The organism is Ruegeria sp. CG1 (assembly GCF_056537265.1).
The window spans coordinates 40,585-62,505 of record NZ_JBQFRF010000003.1 but is presented as its reverse complement, the minus strand read 5'-3'; the positions used below and the strand labels follow the sequence as shown (position 1 = coordinate 62,505).

General features: G+C 56.5%; 24 protein-coding genes. 21 read left to right on the top strand and 3 right to left on the bottom strand.

From position 1 onward, the window contains the following. Nucleotides 1-108 precede the first annotated feature (108 nt). From ACR0AU_RS09865 to ACR0AU_RS09850, 4 genes are all read left to right on the top strand, one after another. The gene (locus ACR0AU_RS09865) at nucleotides 109-1,347 is read left to right on the top strand and encodes a TRAP transporter substrate-binding protein (RefSeq protein ID WP_480795624.1); all 1,239 of its coding nucleotides are present in this window, start codon (nucleotides 109-111) and stop codon (nucleotides 1,345-1,347) included. Nucleotides 1,348-1,413: 66 nt separating this feature from the next. Further along, nucleotides 1,414-2,079 carry a TRAP transporter small permease gene (locus ACR0AU_RS09860; RefSeq protein WP_170392533.1) on the top strand — a complete coding sequence of 222 codons (666 nt, stop codon included), beginning with the start codon at nucleotides 1,414-1,416 and terminating at the stop codon, nucleotides 2,077-2,079. Then, complete coding sequence (locus ACR0AU_RS09855) at nucleotides 2,079-3,437, top strand: TRAP transporter large permease (protein ID WP_170594355.1); 1,359 nt, start codon at nucleotides 2,079-2,081, stop codon at nucleotides 3,435-3,437. Before ACR0AU_RS09860 ends, ACR0AU_RS09855 begins: the two co-directional genes overlap by 1 nt. Before the next feature lie 11 nt (nucleotides 3,438-3,448). After that, complete coding sequence (locus tag ACR0AU_RS09850) at nucleotides 3,449-4,228, top strand: IclR family transcriptional regulator (protein ID WP_170661686.1); 780 nt, start codon at nucleotides 3,449-3,451, stop codon at nucleotides 4,226-4,228. Between the two features lie 271 nt (nucleotides 4,229-4,499). On the opposite strand, the gene ACR0AU_RS09845 is transcribed toward ACR0AU_RS09850, so the two are convergent. Beyond that, the gene (locus ACR0AU_RS09845; RefSeq protein WP_170733105.1) at nucleotides 4,500-5,537 is read right to left on the bottom strand and encodes a LacI family DNA-binding transcriptional regulator; all 1,038 of its coding nucleotides are present in this window, start codon (nucleotides 5,535-5,537) and stop codon (nucleotides 4,500-4,502) included. A gap of 171 nt (nucleotides 5,538-5,708) precedes the next feature. On the opposite strand from ACR0AU_RS09845, the gene ACR0AU_RS09840 reads away from it, so the two are divergent. The 15 genes from ACR0AU_RS09840 to ACR0AU_RS09770 all read left to right on the top strand — a co-directional run bounded on the left by ACR0AU_RS09840 (nucleotide 5,709) and on the right by ACR0AU_RS09770 (nucleotide 18,259). Beyond that, nucleotides 5,709-5,900, top strand: a complete 192-nt coding sequence (locus ACR0AU_RS09840; protein WP_170686435.1) for a hypothetical protein — start codon at nucleotides 5,709-5,711, stop codon at nucleotides 5,898-5,900. Nucleotides 5,901-5,931: 31 nt separating this feature from the next. Then, nucleotides 5,932-7,077 (top strand): TRAP transporter substrate-binding protein, encoded by a 1,146-nt coding sequence (locus ACR0AU_RS09835; protein WP_170392537.1) that lies wholly within the window; start codon nucleotides 5,932-5,934, stop codon nucleotides 7,075-7,077. A 102-nt stretch (nucleotides 7,078-7,179) separates the two neighbouring features. Then, nucleotides 7,180-7,695: a TRAP transporter small permease gene (locus ACR0AU_RS09830; RefSeq protein WP_170392538.1), complete on the top strand. Its 516-nt coding sequence runs from the start codon at nucleotides 7,180-7,182 to the stop codon at nucleotides 7,693-7,695. 15 nt (nucleotides 7,696-7,710) lie between these two features. Then, nucleotides 7,711-9,042, top strand: coding sequence for a TRAP transporter large permease (locus ACR0AU_RS09825; RefSeq protein ID WP_170392539.1), 1,332 nt, complete (start codon nucleotides 7,711-7,713; stop codon nucleotides 9,040-9,042). Nucleotides 9,043-9,078: 36 nt separating this feature from the next. Continuing rightward, nucleotides 9,079-10,386, top strand: a complete 1,308-nt coding sequence (gene hisD, locus ACR0AU_RS09820) for a histidinol dehydrogenase (protein ID WP_170636777.1) — start codon at nucleotides 9,079-9,081, stop codon at nucleotides 10,384-10,386. 8 nt (nucleotides 10,387-10,394) lie between these two features. Further along, entirely contained in the window at nucleotides 10,395-11,132 is a 738-nt protein-coding gene (locus tag ACR0AU_RS09815; RefSeq protein WP_170402129.1) for an SDR family oxidoreductase, read from the top strand. After that, the gene (locus ACR0AU_RS09810; protein ID WP_170733072.1) at nucleotides 11,129-12,091 is read left to right on the top strand and encodes an alcohol dehydrogenase catalytic domain-containing protein; all 963 of its coding nucleotides are present in this window, start codon (nucleotides 11,129-11,131) and stop codon (nucleotides 12,089-12,091) included. The genes ACR0AU_RS09815 and ACR0AU_RS09810 overlap by 4 nt, the downstream gene beginning before the upstream one ends. An 18-nt stretch (nucleotides 12,092-12,109) precedes the next feature. Further along, nucleotides 12,110-12,415, top strand: a complete 306-nt coding sequence (locus tag ACR0AU_RS09805; RefSeq protein WP_170392543.1) for a UxaA family hydrolase — start codon at nucleotides 12,110-12,112, stop codon at nucleotides 12,413-12,415. Between the two features lie 12 nt (nucleotides 12,416-12,427). Next, nucleotides 12,428-13,606, top strand: coding sequence for a UxaA family hydrolase (locus ACR0AU_RS09800; protein ID WP_170392544.1), 1,179 nt, complete (start codon nucleotides 12,428-12,430; stop codon nucleotides 13,604-13,606). A 209-nt stretch (nucleotides 13,607-13,815) separates the two neighbouring features. Then, complete coding sequence (locus ACR0AU_RS09795; RefSeq protein WP_170733073.1) at nucleotides 13,816-14,232, top strand: universal stress protein; 417 nt, start codon at nucleotides 13,816-13,818, stop codon at nucleotides 14,230-14,232. Between the two features lie 155 nt (nucleotides 14,233-14,387). Then, nucleotides 14,388-15,275 carry a helix-turn-helix domain-containing protein gene (locus ACR0AU_RS09790; protein WP_170402136.1) on the top strand — a complete coding sequence of 296 codons (888 nt, stop codon included), beginning with the start codon at nucleotides 14,388-14,390 and terminating at the stop codon, nucleotides 15,273-15,275. 113 nt (nucleotides 15,276-15,388) lie between these two features. Beyond that, nucleotides 15,389-16,342 (top strand): alpha/beta hydrolase, encoded by a 954-nt coding sequence (locus ACR0AU_RS09785; protein ID WP_170733074.1) that lies wholly within the window; start codon nucleotides 15,389-15,391, stop codon nucleotides 16,340-16,342. Nucleotides 16,343-16,400: 58 nt separating this feature from the next. Further along, nucleotides 16,401-16,895 (top strand): nuclear transport factor 2 family protein, encoded by a 495-nt coding sequence (locus tag ACR0AU_RS09780; RefSeq protein WP_480439098.1) that lies wholly within the window; start codon nucleotides 16,401-16,403, stop codon nucleotides 16,893-16,895. 53 nt (nucleotides 16,896-16,948) lie between these two features. After that, nucleotides 16,949-17,455: a nuclear transport factor 2 family protein gene (locus ACR0AU_RS09775; protein WP_170392548.1), complete on the top strand. Its 507-nt coding sequence runs from the start codon at nucleotides 16,949-16,951 to the stop codon at nucleotides 17,453-17,455. Nucleotides 17,456-17,566: 111 nt separating this feature from the next. Then, a complete protein-coding gene (locus ACR0AU_RS09770) occupies nucleotides 17,567-18,259 on the top strand; it encodes an SDR family NAD(P)-dependent oxidoreductase (protein WP_480795623.1) in 693 nt (230 codons plus the stop codon). Between the two features lie 3 nt (nucleotides 18,260-18,262). Here the strand turns inward: ACR0AU_RS09770 and ACR0AU_RS09765 are convergent, their stop codons facing one another. Then, a complete protein-coding gene (locus ACR0AU_RS09765; RefSeq protein WP_480795622.1) occupies nucleotides 18,263-19,144 on the bottom strand; it encodes a LysR family transcriptional regulator in 882 nt (293 codons plus the stop codon). Nucleotides 19,145-19,190: 46 nt separating this feature from the next. Here ACR0AU_RS09765 and ACR0AU_RS09760 point away from each other — a divergent pair, with 46 nt between their 5' ends. After that, a complete protein-coding gene (locus ACR0AU_RS09760) occupies nucleotides 19,191-20,186 on the top strand; it encodes a zinc-binding dehydrogenase (RefSeq protein ID WP_170733076.1) in 996 nt (331 codons plus the stop codon). A 37-nt stretch (nucleotides 20,187-20,223) separates the two neighbouring features. Beyond that, on the top strand, nucleotides 20,224-20,964 hold the full coding sequence (locus ACR0AU_RS09755) for an SDR family oxidoreductase (protein ID WP_170776232.1): 741 nt from the start codon (nucleotides 20,224-20,226) through the stop codon (nucleotides 20,962-20,964). Between the two features lie 28 nt (nucleotides 20,965-20,992). On the opposite strand, the gene ACR0AU_RS09750 is transcribed toward ACR0AU_RS09755, so the two are convergent. Next, nucleotides 20,993-21,880: a MurR/RpiR family transcriptional regulator gene (locus ACR0AU_RS09750; RefSeq protein WP_170392553.1), complete on the bottom strand. Its 888-nt coding sequence runs from the start codon at nucleotides 21,878-21,880 to the stop codon at nucleotides 20,993-20,995. Nucleotides 21,881-21,921 lie beyond the last annotated feature (41 nt).

The window sequence follows — 21,921 nt, the reverse complement described above, 5'->3', positions numbered from 1 at the left end:
ACCGCCTCCTTCCAACGTCGCTGAAAAAAACTCTATGCAAGATGCAAGAATTATACTAGCCTTTTTTGATACAAAACGTCTCAATAATTGCGATCAGGGAGGTAAGCAATGGAGATCGGACGGAAACTAAGTGGTATTTCACGGCGAGATTTCTTCCGCGTGGCCGGGCGTTACGGCATGAGCTCGACACTGCTGGCGGCGGGCGGGTTCGGCGGCGCGATGAGTCTGGCGAATCTGGCGCAGGCCGCCGAATCCACCTATGAAAAGCGCTTTTCGAAAGAGCCGAAGCACACGCTGAAATTCGGCGCGCCGGGCTTCAACACCCGCAACCTGTTGATTGAACGCGCCGGCGCAATTGAGTTCGCGCGCGACCTGGAAGAACGCACGGACGGCGAGATTCGCATCGAATTCATCGGCGACAACCAGATCTGCGGCCAGCTGAGCTGTGTCGAAAAGACCCAGCAGGGAATCGTCGATATTTATGCTGCCTCAACTCAGAACTCGGCCGGAGGCGCACCTTATCTGAACGTGCTGGACTACGCCTATATGTTCCCCAGCCGCGCGGCGCAGTATCACTTCTTCTATAGCCCGGCGAGCCAACGCATCCTGCGTGATCCGCTGGAAAAACGGCACGGGTTGAAGTTCCTGTTTACCCATTGTGAGCTACGCGGCCTGCAAATGGGATCGACCTTTGCCGACAAGCCGACCGTCACCAAACTGGAAGAGTTGTTTGGTACCAAGAACCGCGTGACGGGTACGCAGTTGGGCCGGATCGCAATGCAATTGCTGAATCTGAACCCAGTCCCGGTGGCTTGGGAAGAGACACTGGATGCGCTTAAGACAGGTCTGATCGATGGGGCGGAAACCTGGGCCTCGGCCGTGGCTTACGCCAACATGGCGCCGGTGGTTTCGCAGTCGGTCAATCTGAAATTTTTCTGCGGCACTGAACATACGTCCATGTCGGCCGAGGTCTTTGACGGTCTGAGTGGAGAATTGCAAGACGCAGTTATGGAATCTTCCTACTTCACTCAAGCGTTGATCCAGGGTGCGAATGAAGCCGCATTGCTGAATACTGTAGGCTTCTCGGAGCCGCAATTGCCGGACACTATCTTCGCCGAAAATGGCGTGCGCCCGGCATTCCTGGCTGACGATCAGATCAAGCTGGCCGAAGAGATGTGCGCTCCGAACTACAACCCAGAGCCTTGGGCCCAGTGGCGCGAACGTCTGAATAAATGGGCAGGCGGCATTGATACCTATCAGGAAATCTACGACATCGCGCGCGAGATTCCGGCTGACACCCTGCCGGAAAATGTCGAACCGCGCCGTTGGTGGAAAGGCGAAGCCTGATAGACTGTTACGAACCGGCCCTGAGCGGGCCGGTTCAACTTCATACCGACTGGGAGGACGGGGTTCATGTCGTTTTGGGCAGACATCGGCGCGATTTTCAGCGCCTTTCTCAGCCAGGATTCGTTCGAGATTCAATCCGCACTGGAATCCGACGCCGCCTGGGTGTTGGGCGCGATTGTCTCGGCGATTGGCGGAATCGTGATCATGTTGATCTATCGGGCGGTGCCCTTTGTTGAACGTCATCTGGAACGGTCGGTGATGGTGTATTCCTACCTTGCGATCGCATTAATCATCTTCTGGGGCGTGATCGACCGGTTTGTGTTCAACGATCAGGAACCCTGGTCGACCACCATTCCCCCGCTGCTGTTCATGGTCATGGCGTGGTTTGGGGCGTCGTACAATGTCCGCCTGCGCACACATCTGAGCTTCAGCGAATTCCGCACTGCAATGCCGAGGGCTGGGCAATTGGCTTGCCTGATACTCGACGCAATATTGTGGTTCATCTTTGCGGTGATCGTCATCGTGACCACAACACGGCTGGTGGCATTGTCGGCATCAAACTTTCAGATCGTTCTGGGTACAGACAATATCATGCAGTGGTGGTTCCTTCTGGCCGCACCGCTGTCGTTCTTTCTGATGGTCGGGCGCGTGTTTCAGAACCTTGCCGATGATCTGAACAACTGGAAAACAGGCGAGCCGCTGATCAAGCAGGCCGTGATCGGAGCAGACTGATGACAGACGGAACTATGGTCACACTGATCTCTCTTGCGGTCACCTTTCTGTTCATGCTGGGCGTGCCGGTTTTGCTGGTAATCGGCTATTGGGTCATCGGCTGTTCGTTTGTTCTTGGCCTGACGCTGGACAATATGGGTGCTGAACTTCTGAACGTGTTCAACAAGGGTTTCGCCTTGCTGGCGATGCCGCTTTTCATCCTGACCGGCGACCTGATTAATAAATCGGGCATCGCGCGGCGGCTCAGCGATTTCGCCTATGCCTGTCTGGGCTGGATACGCGGCGGGTTGGCGATGGCATCCCTTGGGGCTTGCGGATTGTTCGCAGCAATCTCAGGTTCAAACTCGGCCACAACCGCCACGATCGGTTCGATGCTGCACCCTGAGATGGTCAAAGGGGGGTATGACGAACGGTTCAGCGCGGCCACGGCGGCGGCAGGCGGTACGGTGGGGATCATCATTCCTCCCTCGATCATCTTCATCGTCTATGGCTTCCTGATGAACCTGCCGATATCAGAGCTGTTCGTCGCGGGTATCCTTCCTGGCGCGCTGATGGTCTTTGGCATGCAGTTCGCCTGCTGGATCATCTGCCGCATGAACGGGTGGGGTCATCTGATCCCGCTGCAACTGAACCGGGTGTTGAAAACTGCATTCGGTGCCTGGCTTGGATTCTTCGCCATCGGGCTGGTGCTGTGGGGTATATACACAGGCAAATTCTCACCAACTGAGGCAGCCGGAGTGACGGTCGGCTTCTGCGTTATTGCGGGGTTGGTCAGCTATCCGATCAATCGGATCATGGGCGCGCGGAACGACATCTCACCCACCGAAAAAAGCTATGCCGAGATGTTTGTCGTCGAAGGCTTCACGATCCCCGAGATCCCCTCAATCGTGATCCGCTCGGCCCAGATCACAGGTATCCTCGCACCGCTGATCGCGATTTCTGTGGTGATGCAGCAGATCCTGTCATTGCTCGGCGCTCAGCAAACCATTGGGGATTTCGTAACCTCGATGGGTGGCTACTATGCGGTTCTGTTTACTTCGATGGTGATCGTTTTCTTCTCGGGCATGGTACTCGAAAGCCTGCCTGTCACGATTATCCTGGCCCCGATCCTGGCACCGATTGCGGCCTCGGTCGGGATTGATCCGATCCATTTCTCGGTAATCTTCCTTGTGGGGGCTTCGATTGGCTTCATCACACCACCCTACGGTCTCAATCTCTACGTGGCATCAGGGGTGACTGGCGTTCCCTACTTCCGTCTGCTTCGGTACACTGTGCCCTATCTAGCAGCGCTGATATCAGTGTGGATTTTGATCTCGCTTGTACCTGATCTGGCCTTGATCCTGCTGCCAAATAACTAGACTGTTGCGGGATGGCCGAAACGGAAACACAAGACAAAGAAACCCAGATCCCAACTAACTTGCGCCTTCTCCTCATCCTTGAGGAGGTGGCGCGACGCGGGGTAGCCGTCAAACCATCGGACCTGATCGAGACACTCGGTCTGGCGAAACCAACAATCCACCGTTTGTTGCAAACAGCAGAGGCCGAAGGTTTCCTGCAGCGCGATCTGGATGGCCGCTCATACGGTCCCGGGCACCGACTAAGGTTGCTTTCAGTCAACACCATGTCGTCCGAGCATCTGCGCACAGCGCGTTTGGCGATCTTACGCAGTGTCGCCGAACAAGTTGGTGAGACCTGCAATCTCGCCATCCCTGACCGAGAGGGCATGATTTATCTTGACCGGGTCGAGACGAAGTGGCCTTTGCGCATTCAATTACCGGTCGGGACACAGGTTCCCTTTCATTGCACCGCCAGCGGCAAGATGTACTTGTCCACGCTCCGGCAGAAAACGCTGGATGGATTTCTTTCAGCAGGAAATCTACAGCCACAGACTGAAAGTTCCCTGACCGATCCGCAGTCATTGCGCACGGAAATCCAACATATCGCTCAGAACGGTTATTCCACTGATGATGAAGAGTTCATGAGTGGAATGGCAGCCCTAGCAGTACCCGTTCAAGATGGGCAAGGCCGATTGGTGGGCACACTTTCGGTTCATGCACCGACACAACGTCACAACGTCAACAGCCTGATGTCGTTTCTGGGTATCCTGAAAAAGGGAGCAAATGAACTTTCGGCCCTGTTAACCACGTGACCAGAACCTGAAAGACAGCCGCGACATAATAATTTTTGCCCGATTGCCACGGCAGGCATCGTCCGGTTCGGGGCATTCTGCATCGCAACGGATGAGCCGCGCACAAAGGCCTTCCTTACAGCTTTCTTAGTCTGCTAGCCATAAACTCTGAATCTAAGAAATACTCACACCAGTAGTTCAAGTTGGATTGGCCGTGCATGCCGAATCCGGGTCGTACATCGTTGGTAGATTCGAGCGAGTAGATTTCCAGACATAGCCCTCAAGGTCGGGATCACTCAGTAGTGCGGGCAGGACCGAGTGATTGACGTAGTCTTATTTCTGTCGGCAACTCAACACTTTGACCGCTGTGCGCATCACGGAGTATCTGGATCAGCATCCCAGCAGCGCGACGCCCCATCTCGCGATGTGGGACATGGACCGTCGTAAGAGCTGGTTCGGCGAGCATTGCAATTTCGATATCGTCAAAACCGGTAATTGAGAGATCCTTAGGCACCTCAAACCCCATTTCCCGAGCCGCGCGTAAGGCTCCGACCGCCAAAACATCATTGACGCACATCACGGCAGTCGTTTCTGGTGCGGCTGTCATGACCTCGCGCAAAGCAACTTCACCAGTTTCAACGCCGTAAGCGGTCTCGACAAGAAGCATAGTATTCGGGTCTTGACCGGCCTCTTGTTTGGCATCCCGAATGCCTTGAACGCGTTCCCTTGCCCGATCATTCGAAGCGGTTGGAGCAGAGATACACGCGATATGCCGATGCCCATATCCAATGACCTGCCGGGCAAGGGCAAACATCGCAGCCCGATTGTCAAAGCCGATGGCCGGCGGGGATTGGTCAGGATCAAATGACCAGGCGATCAGAGTTGGTACACGCTGCTTTTCCAGAAACGCATAGATCTCCGGTTCGCGATCGTACCCAATCAGCAGCAACCCATCTGCACCCCGCGCTACCAACGCACGCACCTGTTGTTCTTCCAGCTCTGAATCATAGGCGGACGAAGCAACCAGAAGCGTTTTACCATGCCGCACCAGTTCTTCCTGAAACGCCTGTAGTCCGCGTGCAAAAACAGCGTTCTCCATAGTCGGTATCACGGCAGCAATCGTATTTGTCTGCCTTGCTGCAAGGGCTTGGGCTCCGAAATTTGGCGCGTACCCAAGTTCTCGTACAGCTGCCAGAACTCGTTCCCTTGTGCTTTGCCCTACCCGCTCTGGCGAGTTCAGGCACCGCGAGACGGTTGCGGTGGACACGTTCGCATGTCGGGCAACATCTGCAAGGGTTGGGACTGTGTTTTCGTGACCGCTTTGAGGCATGGTTTTTCTTGTCATTCTGGATGGGCAACTAGCTCAAGACGAATTCTATCAAAAGCACGATTTGTCGGGAACCTACAGCACATATGCAATGTAAGCGCTTGCATAACAAAATGTAAGCGCTTACATTGCAGGCGACTCAGTGCGAGACATTGGATGGGTTGGGGAGGACGCATGCCATACTTGATAGCAGCGATATTACTGCTCGCGTTTGTTGCGAATGTGGTGATCGGAGCGGTCACGAAGGCGCCTCTGGTCAATAATGTCTGGGAAATGCTGATTTTGTTTGCGGCGGCCATCGCCTTTTCGGTCGGCATACTTCGCAGCGAAGCACAAGAAATTTCGGAGGAAAAACCAAAGGAATAAATCCGAAAAAGTCCAAACGGGAGGAGAACACATGGACAAGACTAAACAGGAGCTAGCTTCGGCCGAGCGTCGAAATTTTTTGAAACTCGCGGGCACCGGCTCGTTCACGGCAGCTATGGTCGCCGGTGCGGCTGGGACATTGTGGTCCAGCGAAGCGGCAGCACAGACCGCCGCCGAGGAACGCGATCGCGAAAACGCGGCTGAATTCAAGATGACGCTGGCGACGGCTTATGTACTGGGCGCGTCTCGCAGCTATCCGATCATGCAGCTGGACCTGAAAGAAAACATCCAGAACATGACGAATGGCAAGGTCTATGTGAAACTGGCGCCCGGTGGTCAGCTTGGCGCTGGTGGTGCACTGGCGCAGGCGGTTCAGGGGGGGACCATTCAAGCCGCGCAACACTCGCTGTCGAATTTCGCGCCCTTTGCGAGCGTGGTTGATCTGATCAACCTTCCATATTTCTGTGGGTCCAACCAGCGGTTCACGAACCTGACTTCCTCCGAAGCTTGGAAGGCGGAAGTAGACCCCAAGATCGCGGCATCCGGCTTTAAAGCGCTGATGTATATCGTGATCGATCCGCGCGTCGTCGCTGTTCGCCAGGGAGGCAACGCAATTATTACCCCCGGCGATATGTCCGGTGTCAAATTCCGCGTACCCGGATCAAAAATGCTGCAGCAGTATTATGGCATGGTGGGTGCGAACCCGACGCCTGTTGCGTGGGGTGAGACTCCGTCAGCGATCCGGCAAGGCGTCGCAGATGCGCTTGATCCCTCGGTGGGTGCGCTGCATGTCTTTGGCTTTGGTGAGATCCTCAGCCATGTGACCTTCACTCAGGCGGTGCCGGACAGTCAGGTCTATTCGATCAACCTTGAATGGTTCGACAGCCTGCCGATGGACGTCAAGGAAGGTATCGAATTTGCGGGCGAAGTCACCCAGCAGCAGAACCTGTCCAAAGTGCCTTCGGCACGGGCCTACGCCATGTCTCAATTGATCGCGAACGGCGTCGAGTTCCACTCGCTCAGCGAAGATCAGTTGGGCGAATGGAAAGAGGCCGGTGGCTATCAGCGCAGCGAATGGGACAGCTTCAAGACCGAGCTGGCCGGATCGATGGATGCGTTCGCCAAGCTGGAAGAAGCCGCAGACACGCGTGCGAAATACTACGTGCACGACGCCTGATCGCGTCTTCGGGCCGGCGCGTCCAGCGTCGGCTCATCCGATGTTTGCCCAGTAAAAACCCACTAGAACACGTCGCCGCCGCGTGACGGTAGTGAGGATGCTATGTCTCAGCTCTTTCGAGCGATTGATAAAAATGCCGAACGTTGGCTGCTTTTAGTCTTCTACGTCATGCTCGTCGGCACGATGTTTATCGAAGTGGTCCGGCGCGAGGTCTTTGCCTACTCGTCCATCTGGGGCGAAGAAATCGTCCGGTATGCGTTCATCTATCTCGCATGGATCGGTGCCGCCGCTGCGGTCAAGGAACGCGGGCATATCCGCATTGATGTTCTGATGCACTACGTCCCGCGCACGGTCAAAACGCTGCTCTACATCTTCGGCGACATCGTGATGTTCATCGTGGCACTCGTCGCGATCTATTGGTCGTGGGAGACAGTCCACGTGTCCTGGAAATTCGGGTCTGTCACACACGGCCTGCGGATCAGCCAGGTCTTTTTCCTGATGGCGGTGCCGTTTGGCTTCGCGCTGGTCATCTTTCGGCTGGTGCAGTCCTTCCTCCGCGATATTGCCGACCTTCGAACGGGCCGTCCCGTCTACGAAGGCGACAAGCTGTTTGATTAAGGGAGGGCCTGAGCCATGATGTGGCAACAACTCGGCGGTCAAACTCTTGAACTTGGGTGGGATTTCTACGCCTCCGTCATTCTCTTCGTCGCTCTTGTCGCGCTCGCCGTTCCGGTTTGGGCCGCAATAGGCGCAGCATCGATCACAATGCTGATCATGTCCGGCGCATTGCCGCTGAGCCTTGTCGGCGAAAAGCTGTTCTCGGGCATCGATGCCTTCGCGCTGACAGCTGTGCCGCTGTTTATCCTGACCGGAGACGTGCTTGTCCGAACCGGGCTCAGTCGAAAGTTTCTGGACGTCGCCGAAGCCCTGACCTGCTGGGCCAAGGGTGGCTTCGGTTCGGCCACCGTTTTGGTCTGTGGCATGTTCGCAGCGATTTCCGGGTCGGACGCAGCAGGTGCGGCAGCGGTAGGGCGCATGACTATCGACCGGCTGGTCGAGAGCGGTTATCCCCGCCCCTACGCCTGTGCTTTGGTCGCAGCAGGAGCCTGTACCGGAATCCTCATCCCGCCCTCTATCGCTTATATCATCATCGGCCTTGTGCTGGGCATAGCGGTCTCGACCTTGTTCCTTGCTGCGCTGATCCCCGGCCTTTTGATCCTGACGGCCATCCTGATCACCAACGTCGTGATGAACCGGCTGAACCTTTGGGAAGGTGGCGGCATGATGACCGCAGCTGAATGGCGCGCGAACCTGTGGAAGACGGTCAAGTCCGGCTGGTACGCTTTCCTTGTCCCCGGCATCATTTTCTACGGCATCTTCTCGGGGAAACTGACCCCGACGGAGGCAGGCGCTGTGGCGGTCGTCGTGACCATATTCATCGGGTTTATCCTGGGCACACTGAAATTGTCCGACTTCCCGGCCATGCTGGTCAGTTCGGCCAAGGTCAACGGTGTGATCCTTCCGATCATCGCCTTCTCGATCCCTCTGGCCGAAGCTCTGGCGATCATTGGAGTGCCGCAAGGATTTGTCGGAGCTTTGACCTCAGTCAGCAGTAACGAATTCGTACTGATCGCCATGATGGTCCTTATCCTGATCATTGCGGGCTGCGTTATGGAAACGACGCCCAACATCGTGATCCTGGCACCGATCCTCTACCCGCTGGCGCAAGAGATCGAGATGAACCAGATTCAGTTCTGCATCATGATGATCACCGCGCTGGGGGTCGGGTTTATTACTCCACCCTTGGGGCTGAACTTGTTCGTGGTGTCGGGGATTACGGGCGAGTCGATCCTCAAGATCGCCTACCGCGCCATCCCGTTTGTTTTCTTCATGCTGATCGTGACGTTGATGATCGCCTATATCCCGGCGTTCTCTACCTCACTGTTGCCTGATGTCTATCGATAAGCCGCCGAAAGACGCGGTAAGAAAAGGACTCGATACATGACCCGTGAATACCTGAAGAAAGCCACGCTGACCGCGCGCAGCGGAGCGTCAGACGTCAGTGAAATTGTGCAGGGAATCCTGACTGATATTGAAGCAGGCGGCGATGCCAAGGCGTTGGAATACGCCGCCAAATTCGACAACTACGAAGGCAACGTCATTCTCAGCGATGCCGAAATACAGGCCGCGATGGATGCCGTGCCAGAAAAGCTGAAGCGCGACATCGAGTTCAGCCACAGCAACGTCAAACGCTTTGCCGAGGCACAGAAAGCGTCCATGACCGACATCGCAGTCGAGGTTGTGCCCGGCCTGACCGCTGGCCAGAAGATGATCCCGGTGGATGCAGCCGGTTGCTACGTCCCAGGCGGGCGCTACAGCCATATCGCCAGCGCGATCATGACCGTGACGACGGCGAAGGTGGCGGGATGTAAACATATCGTCGCGTGCTCACCGCCGCGCCCCGATGTCGGCATTGCGCCTGCGATCGTCTACGCCGCGCATATCTGTGGCGCCGACAAGATCATGGCCATGGGCGGCGTGCAGGGGGTTGCGGCGATGACCTTCGGGTTGTTCGGGCTTCCCAAGGCTAACATCCTTGTGGGCCCCGGCAATCAGTTTGTGGCCGAAGCAAAGCGTATCCTGTTCGGGCGTGTCGGCATCGACATGATCGCGGGCCCGACGGACAGTCTGGTCCTTGCGGATGTCACTGCTGATCCGATGGTTGTTGCAACTGACCTCGTTGGGCAGGCAGAGCACGGATACAACTCACCGGTTTGGCTGGTGACAGACAATCGCGACCTCGCCGAAGAGGTTATGCGCTTGGTGCCAGTGCTGATCGAGGACCTGCCCGAAGTGAACCGCGAAAACGCTACGGCTGCGTGGCGCGATTATGCCGAGGTCATCCTATGCGCGGATCGCGAAGAAATGGCGGCGACATCGGATCAATACGCTCCAGAACACCTGACAGTCATGGCCGATGATCTTGATTGGTGGCTGGATCGGCTGACGTGCTATGGGTCGCTTTTCTTGGGCGAAGAGACCACGGTTGCCTTTGGCGACAAAGCCTCAGGCACCAATCACGTGCTGCCCACGAGCAGGGCGGCCACTTACACCGGTGGCCTCAGCGTCCATAAATACATGAAGATCGTGACCTGGCAGCGCTCGACCGCTGATGCGATGAAGCCGATTGCGCAGGCGACGGCCCGTATCTCACGCCTTGAAGGTATGGAGGGGCACGCGCGTACCGCGGATATTCGACTGGCCAAGTTCTTCCCCGATGAAAACTTTGACCTGACAGCCGAAGACTGACCCAACCCGTGACCTATCATCCTGATCTCACTGGACATACCGCTCTTGTGACCGGGGCCAGCTCCGGCCTTGGTCGCAGAGCGGCAGAGGTACTGTCGCATGCTGGCGCTAAGGTCGTGGGCGTGGCGCGACGTGCAGAAGCGTTGGCCGAGCTGGATCAGGTTCATGCGCTGCCATGGGATCTTTCGGATCGCGATCGGTTGGCAGAGCTGGCCGTTGCCGCGTCACAGCCGTTTGGGGCACCGGATATTCTGGTGCATGCCGCCGGGATCAACACGCGCGAGCCTGCGGATTTGGTGTCACCAGAAGGATGGGACATAACAATCGGGTTGAACCTTGCCGTTCCCTTCTTTCTGTCGCAGCACCTAGTGCCCGATATGAAGGCCAAAGGCTGGGGACGGATCGTAAATTTCGCATCGCTCCAGTCCAGCCGAGCTTTTCCAGGTGGGCTTAGCTATGGGGCGTCTAAGGGCGGCGTGGCACAGCTGACCCGAGCAATGGCCGAGGCCTGGTCATCAAGCGGAATATGCGTAAACGCGATTGGCCCTGGGTTCTTTCGAACCGAGCTGACGGCTGCAGTGTTCAATGATCCTGAACGCGCGAACCGTAATGCTGCGCAGACCTGTATCGGTCGCAACGGTGAACCCAAAGACCTAGACGGCCCGTTGCTGTTCTTTTGCTCTGATGCCTGTGCCTACGTGACCGGGCAAGTTTTGATGGTCGATGGAGGGTTTACAGCGAAATGAAAGCTTTGGTTTACACCGATGTCGAAACACTGGAATACCGCAATTTCGCGAACCCGGAACCAGGCCCCGATGAGGTTCTCGTCCGCATCGATAGCGTCGGTATTTGCGGGTCCGACATGCACGCCTATCTGGGCCATGATGACCGCCGCCCGGCACCGCTGATCCTTGGCCATGAGGGGGCCGGTGTGACGGCTGATGGCCTTCGCGTAACCATCAATCCGCTGGTCAACGACCCCAACAGCGCGGCCAGCCGGTCCGGACGTGAGAACCTTTGCCCCTCGCGGCAGATCATCTCAATGCCCCCGCGCGAAGGCGCTTTTGCGGAATACGTCGCTATCCCAGAGCGCAATTTGATTGAAGTGCCCTCGCATATCACGCTGGAGCAGGCCGCACTCGCCGAACCGATTGCGGTCAGCTGGCATGCGGTGCGGCTGGGGCTTGCGGCCCTGCACCCGGCAGACGAACGGCGTGCCCATGTGATTGGCGGCGGGGCAATCGGGCTAGCGGCAGCTCTTGCGCTCACTGCGAAGGGGGTCGAGCAGGTGACCTTATCCGAACCCAACGCAGCCCGTGCGACCTATCTTCGCGACACCTGTGGAATCGCCGTTGTGGACACACCGGAACAGGACATTCCATTGGTGATCGACGCAGTGGGGTTTGCGTCTACCCGCGCGGTTGCCTCGGCGCTCGTCAGCCCGGGCGGGGTGATTTTGCACATCGGCCTAGGCAGTTCCGAAGGTGGATTGGATATCCGACGCATCACGCTGCAGGAAATCACGCTGATCGGCACCTACACCTATACCGCACAGGACTTCCGCGACACATGCAATGCCATGTTCAACGGCTGCCTCGGGACGCTTGACTGGGTTGAAACTCGCGACCTGTCCGACGGGGCCGCGGCCTTTACAGACATTCGCGCTGGCAAGACGCTTGCGCCGAAAACCATCCTTAAACCATAGCAAAAACCGGAGACCTTCATGTCAAATCCAGCCCCAAATGAAATACCGCACCTTTTGGTGCATGAAGAGGAAGACAATGTCGGTGTCGTGGTCGTCGAAGGCCTGACTGCAGGCACCGACATGCTGTGCTGTATTACACATGACAACTCGACCTTTCGCCTGACCGCAGGCGCGGATGTTCCGATTGGCCACAAGATCGCGCTCACGGACCTCAAGAACGGCGATACGGCGATCAAGTATGGTGAGGATATCGGCAAGATCATCGCTGACATCCCACGCGGCGGGCATGTCCACACGCAAAACTGCAAGACCAAGCGCTGGTAAGGGGTTAATACCATGAGCAAATATTCAAACATGACTGTCATGGGCTACCGGCGCGAAAACGGCCGGGTTGGTGTGCGCAACCACGTGCTGATCCTGCCCGTCGATGACATTTCCAACGCCGCCTGCGAGGCGGTCGCCAACAACGTCAAGGGCACGCTGGCAATCCCACATGCTTATGGCCGCCTTCAGTTCGGCGAGGACCTCGAGCTGCATTTCCGCACCATGATTGGCACAGGGGCCAACCCGAATGTCCACTCGGTGGTGGTGATCGGCATCGAGCCGGGTTGGACCAAACGCATTGCCGACGGCATCCGCGAGACCGGCAAGGACGTGGCAGAGTTCTCAATCGAACAGAACGGTGACTTCGAGACCATCCGGCGCGCTTCATGGGCCGCCAAGGATTTTGTCCACAAGGCCACCGAGGTCCAGCGCGAGGAATGCTCGATCAACGAGCTTTGGATTTCGACCAAATGCGGTGAAAGCGACACGACAACGGGTCTGGGGTCCTGCCCAACCGTTGGCAACATGTACGATAAGTTACTACCCGAAGGGATCACCGGATTCTTCGGTGAAACCTCGGAAATCACCGGGGCGGAACACATCTGTCAGAAGCGGGCCATCAATGAAGAGGTGGGCGAACGCTGGTACAAGATGTGGAAAGCCTATCAGGACGATGTAATCTTTGCCCATCAGACCGATGACCTCAGCGACAGTCAGCCAACCAAGGGCAACATCGAAGGTGGCCTGACCACCATTGAGGAAAAGGCGCTTGGCAACCTCGAAAAGATCGGCCGGACTTCGCAATATATCGACATTCTGGAACCTGCCGAGCAACCTAACTCGGGCAAAGGCCTTTACTTCATGGACAGTTCATCAGCTGCGGCGGAATGTGTGACGCTGATGGCGGCGGGCGGTGCTGTGATCCATACCTTCCCGACAGGTCAGGGCAACGTGGTGGGCAACCCGATCGTTCCGGTCATCAAGATCACCGCGAACCCGCGTACAGTGCGCACCATGGGCGAGCATGTGGATGTTGATGTTTCAGGCATCTTGCGGCGCGAACAAACCATCGATCAGGCTGGTGATGCTCTGATCGATATGATCCGCAGGACAGCAAACGGCCGTAACACCGCGGCAGAGGCGCTGGGACATCGGGAATTCTCGATGACAAAACTGTATCGCAGCGCATAGTAACCTCAAGGCGGCCATCGCATATGCGGTGGCCGTCTTTCTCTTGAACCGAGGTCCAGAATGGGCGCGGCTCGAGGTGTTTGGCCACTAAGGCAGGGCGGGGTCCTGGGCAACAGATCAGAACCTTTTAATTCTGAAAGTACTTATCAAGTTATGATGCACCAAGCCCTGCTCGTTGACATCGCCGAAACTCACTGGGAGTGCTTTACATGTATAAATCCATATTGATCCCCGTTGCCATTGATCATGAAGAGTTGGTTGCTGAGAAAATCACCACTGCCCGCAAGCTTTTGGCAGCTGACGGAAAGATCACACTACTTACAGTTCTGGAACAGATCCCGGGTTTTACGGCGGAATTCGTGACAGTGAAATCCGAGAACCATCTGACCAACAAAATCATGGGAACCCTAAAGTCGATCGCCGGAGAAGCGACCGATATAAACTGCAAGGTAGAAACGGGAAAGCCAGGGCTGCGCATTACCGAGTTCGCACGGGAAATCGGCGCTGATTTGATTGTTGTCGGAGCGCATCACCCATCGGCAATGGACTATTTTCTCGGATCAACGGCAGCACGTGTTTCTCGTCGGGCATCGTGTTCCGTCTTGATTCAGCGACCGCAATCTTGAAAATTCTCTAAGCGTCGACCCGAACGCTACAGCTGCGCTGCGAGAAGCAGGTGGCCACGGCACCACTCCATGGGTTCGCACCCCTGTTGGATGTTTTCAACCGTGTACGATCGACGCCAGCGAGAATTGCCCAGGTACACTATGGGAGCCGACGATTGCCTTCGAGATATGCGGACATTTACCCCTCGGAACCTTTACTAAACAGCGATGCGATCGAGCGGCCTTCGGCTGCAGGGTTGATGTCCGTTCGGTATTTCCGGGCTGAGCCGGATCAGATGCCCGAGGATGTTTTCAAAGAGCATCACGTGCTTCTCAATCTCCAGACCATTCCGCACAGAGTTCAGAACTGGAGGGATGGTGAGTTGCGGGATTTCATGTTTCACAAGGATGAAATCATCGTCACTCCGGCTGGTATGCGATCGGGTTGGCGGTGGTACGCGACGTCTGATGTCATCGTTATCACACTGGACCCGGCTAAGGTTGAACGCTTTGCTCAGTCCGAGCTGGGCATGCTGCTTGACCCGCAGCAATTTCGGGATTTGCCGCAGTTCTCGGACCCTGATCTGTGCACGGCTGGCGTTATACTGCGTGACGCATTGGAATCGACCGACATGTCTTCGGTCGTGATGTTCGAAGCCATGAGCCGCGTATTCCTAGTGAAACTGCTCCAGAAATATGGAAAACGCCGGATCGAAGATGTTCAGCTGTCATCCCGCTTCACATCCCGGCATTACCAGCGCGTTTTGGCCTTTGTACAGAACCGGCTGGATCAGACCATAACCGTTGAGCAGCTCGCGACCGAGGCGGGAATGAGCCCTTCGCACTTCGCACGCATGTTCAAAGAGACGTTGGGCACGACCCCGATGCAATATGTCATGGCCTACCGAATTGAACAGGCGATGAAGATGATGCAGGACCAGCAGCGTCCTCTGGGTGATATCGCTTTGGAATGTGGCTTTTCCGATCAGGCTCATTTCACGCGCAGCTTTAAACAGGTGGTGGGACAAACCCCCAAGGCTTATCGCGCGGCCAACATGGCTTGATGCAGGATCATTCAAAAACACAGCAGTCCGGTGCAATCAAGTGAACCTCCGGCAACGTATCTCTTTCGTCATCGGGCTTGCGCCCATCCAGACAGACTTTGGGAGATATCGCGATGAAAACCCTCGCTCTGAATACCGCTGCGGCTTTAATGGCCTCGACAGCTGCCGTCGCACAGGTCGAAACCCGCATTGTCACCTTTGAGAATGAAGGTGCCACCCTATCCGGCACACTGTACCTACCCGAAGAACGCGGCGATGCACCATTGCCAACGGTCGTGGTCACAGGGGCCTGGACCTCAGTACAAGAACAGATGCCGGCGAACTATGCCCGGGAAATGGCCGAACGCGGATTTGCCGCCTTCACCTTCGATTTCCGGGGCTGGGGCAAATCCGGCGATCTGCCGAACCAAGCGCGCTTTGTCGAAAGCCCCGAAGCCAAGACCTCGGACATCAAGGCAGCGATCGAATTCATAGCGACCCTGCCAGAAGTGGACTCCGAGCACATCAATGGGCTGGGTATCTGCGCCTCAGCGGGTTATATGGTCGATGCCGTCTCGGGCAACCCGCTGGTTCAGCGACTTGGTTTGGTTGCTCCCTGGCTGCAGAACGCCGAAATTGTTGAGGCCGTCTACGGCGGCGCAGAAGGTGTTGCCGGCTTGCTTCAAGTCTCTCGGGCTGCCGAAGCCGCCGGGGGCCAGATCATTCCTGCCGCGGGTCCAGAAGGTGCCGAAGGCGTGCTGATGCCGATCGGTGGCTACTACTATGAGGCGGACCGTGGGGCGATCCCGGAATATGATGACAAATGGAACAATGCAGGCTGGGAAGGCTGGCTGACCTACCATCCCGCCGACAACCCACAGCGTCTGGATAAACCGCTGACCATTGTTCACTCTGAAAGCGCAGCGATCCCGCAGGGCGTGCAGACCTTCCTTGCCGGATTTGCCGGTGACGCGACTGCGCAGTGGCTCGAGGATGTCACGCAGTTCGATTTCTACGACAACCCCGAGGACGTGACCCGGGCGGCCGACGCCGTTGCCGACCACTTCCGCGCCGGATTGGATAATTGATCCTGCTGATCAGGCGTTGGGCCTCGCTATCCGACGCCTCATTCCCTTGGAGACCCTAATGACCCGAAAACTTCAACTAGCACTCGCGGTCGCGACTGTTATGGGAGGCAACGCAATGGCCGATACCCCCGAAGACAATATGAAAGTGGTTCAGAATTTTTTTGCGGCTTACGGCTCGAACGACCTTGATGGAATCGCCGCTGTCATGGACGAGGACGTACAATGGCACATTCCCGGCCGCCATCCGCTGAGCGGCACCAAAAACGGTCGGGATGAAGTTTTGGCCTTCTTCGCCCAGTTGGGCGCAGCTGGGTTTCAGGCTGACCCGATCTACTTTGGCGCGGATGAAACCCATGTTGTAGATATTCACCGAGGCTGGTCCAACGCCGAAGGTAAGCCGAATGTCGATACCATCTGGGCTCTGGTTTACCGGATCGAGAACGGCAAGATCGTCGAGGCCACCAATCTCAGTGCTGATCAGGATGCGGCGAATACGTTTTTTTGGTCGCAATACACCTTAGCGCCCGTGCCTGAACGCTTGGCTAATGAATGAAGCAGGCGCAGCAACGTACGTTGGTTTGTCCAACTCTGACAAAGGACCCGGATATGAAACGATCCCTCATCGCCATGCTCACCGCCATAACAATGATTGGAGGCCCTGCATTGGCCGATCAAACCGACATCACCCGCACCCTAACGGATATCGCTGCAGGCGCAGACCGGCATGATTGGACCCGTGTAAGGGATGCCTTCGCCGATCACGTCACCATTGACTACACCAGCCTTTGGGGTGGAGACCCGGCAACCCAACCCGCTGACGAACTTGTTGCGGGCTGGGCCGCCTTCCTGCCCGGGTTCGACAGCACGCATCACATGGTGACCAACCACGCGATCACCTCAGTTTCAGAAACCGCCGCGACGGCGCAGGCTGATTTCACCGCTACCCACCGGCTTGACGATGGCCTATGGGTATTGGGCGGCCGTTATGACTATGTGCTGGAAAAAACAGGTGACCGCTGGGTTGTAACAGCGATGACAATGACCGCTCTTTGGGAAACCGGCGACCGTGGTCTCGTCGCCCTCGCCGGTGAACGCGGGGCCGGGGCCAACTGACATCAGTTAACGCCGCATCGTTGCGCGCCGGTTGCCTTGCCAGAGCGATGTTGGCAATCTCACTATTAGGTTTTGCTTTCGGTTAACTGACGAAAATTCAAAGGAAACCTCATGACCGAACAACGTATCGCACTTGTGACCGGAGCCAATCGAGGCATCGGCAAAGAAGTCGCCCTACAACTGGCCCGCGATCATGGATTATTTGTTTTGGTAGCATCGCGCGACCCGCAAAAGGGACAAGCCACGGCCGAAGAGATTGGGCATGGAGCTAAGGCCTTGCAACTGGACGTGTCCGATCAGAGCTCGGTCAACGCTGCCTTTGATAAGATCAACTCCGAATACGGATATCTCGACATACTGGTAAACAATGCAGGCGTTGACTACGACACGGATCAGCACGCGCTCAGCGCCGACCTGGTGCGCGTGCGCCGTGTTTTCGAGACCAACTTCTTCGGAGCCTGGGCAACAACCATTTCGGCCGTTCCTTTACTTCAAAATGGTCATGATGCCCGGATTGTAAACGTGTCTTCCGGCTCAGGAGCGCTGACAGGCATGTCATCCAGCACTCCTGGATATGGCATCTCGAAAACAGCGCTCAATGCGCTGACCATCAAGACTGCAGCTGATTTGAAACCCGAAGGCATCCTTGTCAACGCAGTGTGCCCCGGCTGGGTCGCCACTGACATGGGCGGGGGTGGTCGCCCGGTTCCCGAAGGGGCTAAGGGCGTCGTGTGGGCTGCAACACTGCCCGTGAACGGTCCAACAGGTGGTTTCTTTCGGGATGGGGTGCAAATTGATTGGTAGGATTTATCCCGGTGCCATGAAATCGATCAGTTTCCTGACACGCTCGGGCAACAGACGACGGCTGGGATAAACCGCGTACATGTCTCGTGTCAGCGGGACAGTATTCTCAACTTCCAGTCGTCGCAGATCGCCCTCCACCATATCCTTCGGCAACATCGCTATCCCAAGATTACGACGAGCTGCCTGTGCTATGACATCAAGGTCGCCAATATTATGGGCTATGTGGGCTGGATTCACCGTCTCTCCCGTTTCCAGTACCCAAGGTTGACCCGCCATCAGCGCAGGAAGAGTCTGGAACTTCGGTCGCGTTAAAGGACCCGAAAGCCCGTGCTCTCGAATGAAGCCCTGCCCTGCGCAAAAACAATATGGAACTGACCATAACCGCTTGGCAACAAGACCGGAGTCCGCAAGCGGACCGACCCGAAAGGCGAGGTCGATATTGTCCGCGAAAAAATCCAGCATGATGTTAGTCGTCGTCAGTTCAAGCTGGACCTGAGGATTTTGTTCCGCGAAATCCACCAGCTTTGGCCCTATCGTTGTACGAGCTGCCAAGGGTGGGGCCGTAATGCGGATCGTGTGGTGCCGCGTGTCATCGGTAAAACCCGCAACACGCTGAAGCGCTTCAATCGGATCCTGGCAACGATCCAGAAGACGGCGCCCCTCTTCGGTCAGGCGCACCTGCCTTGTCGTGCGCTCGAATAGCTTAGCGCCCAGATGATCCTCTAACTTGGCAATCCTGCGGCTAATCCTGCTAAGCGGAATACCAAGACGATCTGCAGCTTTGGAAAAGCTGAGGTGGTGGGCGACAACAGTAAACAGGCCAAGGTCGTTGTAGATCATAATTCTATTTATGAGATAATACTTTCTAGATTCAACTATTATCACGAAATGGCGCCGCCGCTATCTTCTGCGAAACAATAGGAGATGCATGATGCCGTATGCGATAGAAATCACCCAAACTGGCGGGCCCGAAGTTCTGCGAAGTGTTGGCCAAGCTGTCGCACAGCCCGGTGCCAGAGAAATCCTGATCCGTAATCATGCCGGGGCGGTGAATTTTATCGATACGATTATTCGCCGTGGCGAAATGCCAGAGGGCATGATGCCAGACCTGCCCCATGTACCCGGCGTTGAAGGTGCCGGAATCGTCGAAGCGACGGGCAAAGATGCCGTTGGTTTCGCAGTGGGTGATCGCGTCGCATGGATGGGGCCGATTGGTGCGGGCGGCTATGGTACGCATTCCGTAATAAGTGCACCTTATGTAACCAAAATTGCCGATACCATCGCCTTTGAAACCGCAGCAGCAATCCCTGTCAACGCAATGACGGCCTATCACATGCTGGTCAATCTGGGCGGTGCGGCGGGCGGAAGATCCGTACTGGTGCATGCGGCTGCAGGCGGAGTGGGCACGATGGCCCTCCACATCGCCAAGCATCTGGGCATGACTGTGATCGCTTCGGTCAGCACTGAAAAGGTCGGATACGCCCAGGCGCAAGGAGCAGATTTTGTCATCGACTATCGTACTCAGGACGTGGCCACGCTGGTGTCAGAGATCACAAGTGGGCGCGGTGTTGATCTGACGTTGAATCCGGTTTCCGGTGACTCCTTGAAATCAGACCTTGATGCGCTGGCTCCCCTTGGAACGGCTGTGCTCTTCGGATTCCTTGCCGGGCCGCCAGCTGGCGGTTTTGCCGAGGATCTGGCGAAACACTTCCAGAAATCTGTCTCAGTTCGGGTCAGCGATATTTACACGTATTTTTCCAACCGACCAACTGCATTCGGCGCGGACATGACCAAGGTATTCAAGCTGTTGGAAACTGGCATTCTGCGTCCTCAGATCACCACATACCCAATCGCCAAGGCTACGGAAGCGCATCGCCGCCTAGAGGCGGGCGAAACCACCGGCAAGTTGGTGCTCAGCATCGATTGACTCATTTAACAGACACGACATGCAAGGAACCAAAGCAATGAACTCGGTTTTCGAAACGGCCCTCATCGGCAAACACGTTGTTGTCATTGGCGGCAGCAGCGGCATGGGTAAGGCCACCGCAAAGCTGGCGGTGGCGCTCGGTGCGAAAGTTACCATCGCCAGCCGGAGTCTCGCCAAGCTGGAGGCAGCAGCGGCAGACATCGGAGGCGGAGTTCAGATCGCACCGGTCGATACCACCAACGAAACTGGCATGAAGTCCTGGGCCAGCGGCCTTGAAAAAGTAGATCATCTGGTCATCTCTGCCTCAAGCGCAGCGCGTGGGGCCTTCGCCGAATTGCCAACCACTGACCTGCGCGCGATGTTCGAGGCTAAATTTATCGGGCCCTATGTGGCGGCGCGTGAAGTCTTGCCTGTCTTGACTGAAGGCGGCTCCATCACCTTCTTTTCTGGCGTCCTCAGCCGCCGACCCTCTGCCGGTGCAACGGGTCTTGGGGCCGTGAACGCGGCGGTCGAAGCCCTGTCCAAGGGGTTGGCACTAGAGTTATCAGGCCGTGCGCGCGTGAACTGCATCAGCCCTGGAATGGTTGCGACCGAGGCTTACGGGGCAATGTCCAATGAGGCTCGCGAGGCCATGTTCGCTCAGGTTGGTAACAGCCTGCCCGTCGGACGTATTGGTGAGGCCGAGGACATCGCCCAAGCCGTGATAATGGCAATGACAAATGGCTATCTCACGGGCGCTGTGCTGGATGTGGATGGTGGTCACCTAGTGCGTGGCTGAAAGGCCAATGCGGATTGGCCTGATCCAATCAGGGCTCTTCCGCGTGATATAGGCCTAGCTGATGGCGACGCTTGTGAAAGGTCGCCACTCTTTCGACGATCTCGTCGCTGGCCACTGCAATGACGAAGGACAAAAGCGTTTCGAGCAATGCTATAGTACTTACTGATGACGGGAAGAATTGCGGCGTATCCGCCGAGATGACAAACCCGTGTTGTGCATTGCGCAGAACAGGGCTGGCTGGGCTATCAGAAAGACCGACGACCGTCATGCCCTGCTCTCGGGCAACTTGCACCGCCTCGACCACTTCATTCCGATAAGGTTTGCAGGTCATCGCAATTAGTACATCGCGTTTGTCCGCCCATGCCAGATCGTCAATCGGATTTGATCCGGCGCGCGGGATAGCATGAAACTGCACCATGCCCGTCGAGGCCAGATAAACAAAGTTTCGCGCATTCGAATTGTTCACGCCAACGCCCAGTACGAACACGTTACGCGAATTCCAGATATCTTCAGCGGCGGCTTTCAGCTGTTCGGACGAGATATTGGCAAACGTCTCCTCGACGTTGCGCAGAGCGTCCTGAACCATATCCGCATAAAGCCCGCCCATATTGCCGGACTTACGAATATCCTGCAGCCAACGCGCGCGCTCCGGGAAATCGGCCTGCCCGCGCCGGATCGCCTCGCGGAAGGGAACCCGGAAATCTTCGTAGCCTTCGAACCCCACCTGCCGCGCCATTCGGACAATGGTATTGGGTTTCACATTGGCGGCTTCAGCAATTTCGCGTACAGTCGATACGCCCACGTCGCGCGGGTTCTCAAGCACATAGGTCGCAGCCTTGCGTGCCTCGGGTGTCAACTGAGACAGTTCTTCCGCCAGCCGTTCCAAAACTAAATTTGATACATCTGTCCCATTCATGATTGACGATGGTATTTTTGTTTGCATACGGTGTCGAGACC